The sequence below is a fragment of the Bacillus sp. FG16 genome (genome assembly GCF_057809515.1).
The window spans coordinates 41,631-48,868 of the sequence record NZ_JBMDKC010000037.1 but is presented as its reverse complement, the minus strand read 5'-3'; the positions used below and the strand labels follow the sequence as shown (position 1 = coordinate 48,868).

General features: G+C 32.7%; 7 protein-coding genes and 2 pseudogenes. 1 reads left to right on the top strand and 8 read right to left on the bottom strand.

Going from position 1 to position 7,238, the window contains the following annotated elements:
* Positions 1-55: 55 nt before the first annotated feature.
* The 7 genes and pseudogenes from esaA to ACODS7_RS15335 form a co-directional block, all read right to left on the bottom strand.
* Positions 56-1,996, bottom strand: a pseudogene (gene esaA, locus ACODS7_RS15365) (type VII secretion protein EsaA); the annotation flags it as partial.
* 126 nt (positions 1,997-2,122) lie between these two features.
* The gene (locus ACODS7_RS15360; protein WP_000918601.1) at positions 2,123-2,419 is read right to left on the bottom strand and encodes a WXG100 family type VII secretion target; all 297 of its coding nucleotides are present in this window, start codon (positions 2,417-2,419) and stop codon (positions 2,123-2,125) included.
* Between the two features lie 304 nt (positions 2,420-2,723).
* The gene (locus ACODS7_RS15355; protein ID WP_098138600.1) at positions 2,724-3,152 is read right to left on the bottom strand and encodes a GNAT family N-acetyltransferase; all 429 of its coding nucleotides are present in this window, start codon (positions 3,150-3,152) and stop codon (positions 2,724-2,726) included.
* 3 nt (positions 3,153-3,155) lie between these two features.
* Positions 3,156-3,521 (bottom strand): cupin domain-containing protein, encoded by a 366-nt coding sequence (locus tag ACODS7_RS15350; protein ID WP_000846432.1) that lies wholly within the window; start codon positions 3,519-3,521, stop codon positions 3,156-3,158.
* Between the two features lie 12 nt (positions 3,522-3,533).
* On the bottom strand, positions 3,534-4,019 hold the full coding sequence (locus ACODS7_RS15345) for a GNAT family N-acetyltransferase (protein WP_000222835.1): 486 nt from the start codon (positions 4,017-4,019) through the stop codon (positions 3,534-3,536).
* Positions 4,016-4,576 (bottom strand): 2'-5' RNA ligase family protein, encoded by a 561-nt coding sequence (locus ACODS7_RS15340; protein WP_098629213.1) that lies wholly within the window; start codon positions 4,574-4,576, stop codon positions 4,016-4,018. The genes ACODS7_RS15345 and ACODS7_RS15340 overlap by 4 nt, the downstream gene beginning before the upstream one ends.
* A 6-nt stretch (positions 4,577-4,582) precedes the next feature.
* Positions 4,583-5,149 carry a GNAT family N-acetyltransferase gene (locus tag ACODS7_RS15335; protein WP_001181853.1) on the bottom strand — a complete coding sequence of 189 codons (567 nt, stop codon included), beginning with the start codon at positions 5,147-5,149 and terminating at the stop codon, positions 4,583-4,585.
* Between the two features lie 154 nt (positions 5,150-5,303).
* On the opposite strand from ACODS7_RS15335, the pseudogene ACODS7_RS15330 reads away from it, so the two are divergent.
* Positions 5,304-5,911, top strand: a pseudogene (locus ACODS7_RS15330) (DUF1648 domain-containing protein).
* A 36-nt stretch (positions 5,912-5,947) separates the two neighbouring features.
* On the opposite strand, the gene ACODS7_RS15325 reads toward ACODS7_RS15330, so the two are convergent.
* Entirely contained in the window at positions 5,948-7,075 is a 1,128-nt protein-coding gene (locus ACODS7_RS15325; RefSeq protein WP_243168759.1) for a metallophosphoesterase, read from the bottom strand.
* Positions 7,076-7,238: the final 163 nt, after the last annotated feature.

Here is a 7,238-nt window from a genome sequence, read left to right as displayed (position 1 = left end):
GAATAACGTTTTTTGACACTTGGGGGTAGTCTTATTTCTTAAGTTGATGGGCATGAGGTTTCCCCCCTGTGTCTGGATTTCCTCCTGTATCAGGTTTTCCTCCTGTATCAGGTTTTCCTCCCGTATCAGGTTTTCCTCCTGTATCAGGTTTTCCTCCTGTGTCTGGATTTCCTCCCGTATCAGGTTTTCCTCCTGCATCAGGCTTGACACTGTCACCATTATTACTCTGTTCTGTTTTTTGAATAATAGGCGTTTTAGCATTGTGTACTAACGGCATTATGCCATACTGTGATTTATGAACCACATTTTCCACCTTGCTATTTTCCGTTTGTGTTCCTTTATCTTCTTTGTTAGGTTTTTCTTTTTCAGGACTAGTTTCTTTTTTATGAGTCCCACTCAATTCCCATTGCCACATTACAGGAGAGAAAACATCTATATTGATGTTTGGATCTTTTAACTTCACATCCAAGCTAATCTTTATATCCCCTTCATTACGAGGAGCTATTGTAATTTCTCCTGCTTCGCTTTGAAGAAAGTCACTTGTACGATCCACATCATCAATATGTAAGAATCCTGTACTTCCATCTAGTTTAAATTCTTCTGGAATCTTTATCTTCAAAATTTGCGGAGATTCCATTTTAATTACTTTAGCAGTATCACTAAATGTAATTCCCTCTGTATAAAGTCTATCCTTTACTTCTTTAATAGCATTTCCTAAAGATATTTTATTTACAGGATCATAATAAAAATTATTTTCTTTATTATATTTTTTTGTAAATTGAATTACATTTTGCAGTTGTAATTTCGTTGTATCTGGCAAATCACTTTGAGCGATTTCTTCCATGTTTAAACTAGGTAATTTCGCAATTAAATTCTCGATTTGTTTCTTTATTCGAACATCTGGTTGTTTCATTAATGTATTTATGAAGATTTCTTGCTTTCCATCGTTCGACATAGATTGCTTTAACTTCCTAATTACCGTCTCTTGAATATCACTTTCTAACTTTCCTGCAAGTTCTGTATCATATTCAGACACTTGTTTTTTTACATCTGCTAAATATTTTTGAACTGCTGAAGCATCAGTTAAAATATTCGGTTCTTTCTCTGAAAACGTAAATTGATTTGAAATACTTTTATTAGCGGATTCCAATGTACTTAATTGCTTTAAAGCATCACCTGTATTCATATCATTCATATATTGATTGAATTGATTTGTGAAATTATTTGCTAACAAATTGTTATCAGTTTGCATTTTTTGAAAGTTATTAAAACCATCTAAGTACGTACTGTTAGATTTATTCCCTTCATCTAACGCTTGACCGAAACCTTTTAAAACATCCTGAAATCCTTTGAAACTATTAACAGAAACACCTGTATAATCTTGTACTGTTTTAAATTGATTTGTGTAATTTGCTAACGGACTATGTATATCTTTTTTATACATAGTTGTTTGAACGTTTCCTTTTTCAATTATTTTACCTATATTATCTTGTGCACCTTGTAGCTTACCGATAATACTCGCAAAATAAACATCGATTATTTGCTTATTGAAATCTTCTAAAATAACAGAAGCTGTATTTTCTGCCTCAGCTTTCAAATCCTTATTCCCAGTTGCATTTACTTTGTAGTTTAACGTTAATTTCTCTGGAATCTCTGAATCAATCGCAACTGCTTTCCTAGAAAAATCATTTGGAATAACAATCATCATATTGTAATTATTATTTTTCAATCCGTTTTCCGCTACCCCGCGACTAACTACGTACCATTCTTGTTTCGTATTTTTATTTACATTTTTAACAAATTGATCTCCAAACGCTATTTTATTGCCCTCAAATACAGTGCCCTGATCTTCATTTACCAACGCAACTGTCATTTTTGGTGTAGTATTCTCATTAGCTTTCTTAACATTTTGATTTAATGCTAAATAGGAGACCCCTGTTGATAGTACAAGAGCTAAAATAATAAACAACAAGATGCTCCATTTGAACTTTTTCACTACTTATCACTCCTGCGACTGCGAGTCTATCTAATGAAAGACTTCGTATCTTACTCTAGTTTTAAAGTAATTTAGCCATACAACGTATGGTTGCATGGCTAAATTATATATTTCTTTTTATCTGTCTTATTGTAGACCGAAATTACGAGAAAGATCTTCGTCATGTCTAGCAACAGCTTCTGCAGTTTTATTAAGCTGCATATTAATTTCTTGTAATAGCTGTGCGAAGTTTTGTACTTTTGGCTTTAATTGATTGAACTGTTGGTCAAAACCTTCAAAAGCACGACCTTCCCATTCTCCTCTTAATTCATTTTGTAAGTTTTGTAGTTGACGTAAAATGTCCTCAATTTGATTTGCACCTTGTCCATATCGAGTCGCTTTCGATTTAAGCTCCTCTGGTGACATACGAATTTGTCCTGCCATTATTAAATCCCCCTTAAAATTTAAAAATAGTAAAATTAACCAATAATCAATTCTACAAATTGATTATATCAATAATTTAAAAATTTCTAAACAAAAAAATGATATTTTTCCAAAATTTATCTTTTACTATAATAACGGTATATTGTATAATAATAATTTATCTGTTTTTAAGCATACTCTATAAATCTACTAAAAAATAAAGGCAAACCATCTATTTTATATATTTATAAGGACTTATTCACTTTAAATTTCAGCGATAAAGTAGCCACTAAATCATTATTTTCTCCCATTGAGACTATAATACTCACTTCAAAGTCATAATTACCTGCCTTTCAACAAACCCAAACTCTTCGTACATCTCTTTTGCAAAATTCCCAGCAAATACATTCAACCTAATTTCTGAATATTTCTCCTTTAATTCCTTAATACCAGCTTCCATCAGTTCTCGCGATAATCCTCTCCCGCGATATTTTGGGAAAACGTACAATTCATATATAAATCCAAGTTTTTCACGAGAAAAATAGTCTGTATTTTCCCCTATTAATATCCATCCCATTACTTTATTTGCTTCTTTAATGATTAAATAATATGCTCCTTTTTCTACAATCGGCATTGTAATTTCAATCGCTTTCTCGGTACTTAATTGACAATTCCCTCTCGTCCCTTCAAAAAGCGATTGAGCCGTATATTTTAATATTTCATTGGTATCTTCTTGATTCGCCTTAATTATCATTTTTCACAACTCCCCTTGAATAATAGGCATTACTATCCCTTGTTCAAGATTCTCTGCTTCCATAACAATTGCCGTTAATCCTTGTTCTGTACTTGTTTCATGAAGCTCTCCCTTCTCCCAAAACACAGCTTGTCCCGCCTCTACCTTTATCTTTTCTTTATTTGCCCCACATACATATCCTGCTCCGTCCACAATAAGAAGCAGTTGAGATACAACTGCTTCATGATTACCGATGATTCCATTCTCGTGTAAATGCATAGCACCGATATGTACATTTCCTTGATGGTTTACTATTTTCGACATGATGAAATTAGATTGAAATACTGATAAGTGCTTTCCTACTTTTTCACTAAAATCAAAAGTTTTCATTACTAGTCCTCCTCATACGTATAAAACCATCCTTACTGTCTGCATCATATGTCCTTCAAAGTCTTCTTCAAATTGCTCTAATTCAGCAAAACCTTTCGCTTCATAAAAGCGTTTTCCTTTTTCATTTGCAGCTTCTACATGTATGTACAATTTCCGTATCCCATTTAATGCCTTAATCCCTCTTTGTAATAAAGCACTTCCGATCCCTTTTCCTTGCTGATCTGGTAACAAATAAATTGCCCCTAATTCTGCTTCGTTTTGTAGTCTAACAGGTGAAAAGTTCGCAAATCCTATTACTTCACCCTCTTCTTCCGCAACGAATAAATGTGTATTTTTAAGGCGATATTTCATTTTTTCATCAGAATATGCCTCGTCTAAAAAACTATCTTGAATCTCTCTCGGAATAATGCCTTCATATGTATCATGCCAAGCTATTTTCGCTACTGATTGTACAGCCTGAATATCTTCTTGCTTCATTTCTCTAATTACATATGTCATCTCGATGTCTCCATTCTCTTTAAATTATATTCTGCTAATATACTAGAAGAAACGGCAGAACCATTTTCATAATTGACCTTAATTAATTTTAACTTTTCAATCGAAGCTGTTGTAACATCAAAATTCTCATATATATACTCCATCGCACTTAAAAAATGAGTTGAATTCAAATGATTCGCAATCGTACAATGCGGAACCCATTTTCCTGGTACATAATATGAATTTGAATTATCATGAAAAGTTTTGAAATGATCATGATAAAAATGATGAAGTCTCAATAAATCATCGGTAACAGTCGGCGCTAGAAAAACCGTACCGTTAGTAGGAAAAGTTCCAACAGAAGGAAAAGTGACTGCAGACATGTTTTCTTGAATAGCTACAAATTCCTTTAATTTTTCAATATACAAATTAACATCTAACTCATTATAATCCGCAATCGTTATATGAGGTTCTACTCCAGCTAATTGATTTGTTCCAATTACATTTGTTAATTTATTTTGTAAGTATGTAATTTTATTAGTAAACACACGATCAAATGTAGCTATGATAGCGTACAATCTTTCTCACCCCTTCGTTACACATAGCGCTTCCCATTCTTCACGAATCATGCCCATTCGAATAGAATCATAGTATGTTCCGTTATAATAACGACACTTTCGCATTCTACCTTCTAAGCTCATTCCTATTTTCTCTGCTACTTTCATCATTCGTTCATTGCCAGACCAAGTCGTGATTCCTACTCTACCAATCTCCATTTTTTCAAATAGCAAATCTCTATATAATGTCAATACTTCCGTACCGTAACCACCATTCCAGTATGTTGGGTCATAAATCACAAGCCCCATCTCTAACCAACGCGACGGTTTATATTCCCAATAAAACCCGACTGTCCCAATGATTTGACCGTTATTTTCTATAATTAAATTTGACAGTGGTTCTTCTTTTAAACGAGTTTGCATCTTCTCTTTATAGGAAGAGTATTCTTGCATTGAGAACGGGAAATATGGCGCATCCCATTTCTTCCATTCTGGGCTTTCTTCTTTAAATATGATATTCCATAATGTTTTTATATCTGATTCTTCTATTGTACGAATTGTAACTTTCTTCCCCTTTAATACAACGTTTTGCATAATTCCCTCCTGCATTTCTCTTTATTTCATATATAATTATAATATTTTTTCAGAAAAATCAAAACTAATATCATATATTATATTGTATAATTTTGTTATTAGATACCAATTATTGATTTAGAAAGCTGGTGATTCAGTGAATAATTGATTTAGTATTACTTTATTTCTCACTATTATTACGACAAATATTATTCTATATTTCTTCTTACCATCAAATATTGTTACGAAATGGGACTTCAATGGAACGCCTACATCAACAATGGATAAAAGCACTTTTGTAATCGTAAATATAATTATATGTTCCTTCTTATTCTTTGTATTTTTAGCTTTATCTAAAGCAGCGAGTAACCAGAAATTTCTCCATTGGATCGGCAACACAATGTTACTATTCTTATTTTTTGTCGATATTGTCATTGCCCTCATCGCTCTTGGCTTTTCACTTCCTCTTGATCATTTCATATTTTTAGCATTAGGGCTTTTATTTATATTAATAGGTTATTTCAGTTCCAAAATTGATACGACTAAATCAACCGTTTCATTAGAATGGAATGATAAGTACCTCGAAAAAAGAGCTTCAAATATTAGTAGTATTTCAATGATGATAGCAGGTATTTTTTTTCGATACTTCCGTTTATCGTTTCTGCTCCGTATAGAGGTTATGGTATACTAGCGATTATTTTAGGAATGACGCTTATCATTCTACCGAGTACGATTTATTTACTTATTAAAGACAGCAGGCAGTCCACTAATTTAAAAGGTTAATAGGTAATAAAAAATAGGAGGTTATCCCCTCCTATTTCAGCTCAATATATTATTTCCCTTTTTATTCACCTCAAGCAAAATCCCTTTCTCTATCCAACCCTCTACGCCACCTTTTTTAATTAAATCATATCCTGAACAGCTATCATCAATGAGAGAAACGATATCTCCTTTTCTAACGCTTATTTGCGCACAAGAAATATCAGTTTTCACTGTATATTCACCTGACTCAAGTTGTTTCATATATTCATTTTTTACAGTGAGTAATTTATTTGTTTCCTTTTGCTTACATATTGTGTAATCTTGCATCTTCTCGATAGGCTCTATGTAATAATACGGATATGTCACTCCGCCCTGCATTTCTGAATTCGCATTAAAATCCGCTATTACTTCATACTCTGGAAAATAGTCTACATATGTATAAGAAAACGTATCACTTGTTGGTTTCCTCTGAATAATAAATACATTTAATTGTCCTGCTTCTTTAATTGCATTTCCTCCATCAATTGCAATAATTTTTTTCTCCTTATCAATAACTGGATTGTTAGACGGTGCTTCTTCTGCATAGTTCACGACAGGCCAATGACCAACTATTACATACTTATTTGCTTTATGTGATTTATTAAAAAACTCTGGCATTGCTATCGCATTTTTGCGCTCTGTTTCTTTCCAATCTACTCTATCTTCTAGCCCGGCATGCACAAAAATATAATCTTCTGTTTCAATCGCTGTCGGCAACTCCGTTAGCCAATGTATTTCTTGTGAAAATTCACTTAGCAATGCTTCTCTCACTTCACGAATTGAAGTGCCTTCATGAACTGAAAAATCCAATTGCTCTAGCCATTCATTAAAAATCGAATGCTTTCTCGTACATAAATAATTAATAAGACGAGGATTTTCATTTAGAAGAGCATCAACTAAAACTTCACAATTCCCTTCAACAACGTGAACATTTGAATTGTTCTTTACAAGATTCATAACGTAGTTTACTACGCCTACGCTATCTCGTCCTTTCTCGCAAAGATCTCCATTAATAATTAAATAATCTTCATCTTTAAAGTTAACTTTATGTAGTGCTTCTTTTAAAAGATTTAATTCTCCATGAATATCAGATATGACGATAACTCTAGCATCATTAGGGATTGATAGTTCCTTTATTTTCTTCAAGTATAAGCGCTCCAATCATTCTCTTTATTAAATTAAAACAATTCGACAAAATACACTATATAACCTTTTCAAATACATATACCATAACTTACAACCTATTTACCGTTCAATAATAACTTAATAAATAAGAAGAAGCTGTTCCCAACTTTTGCGGGACAGCTTC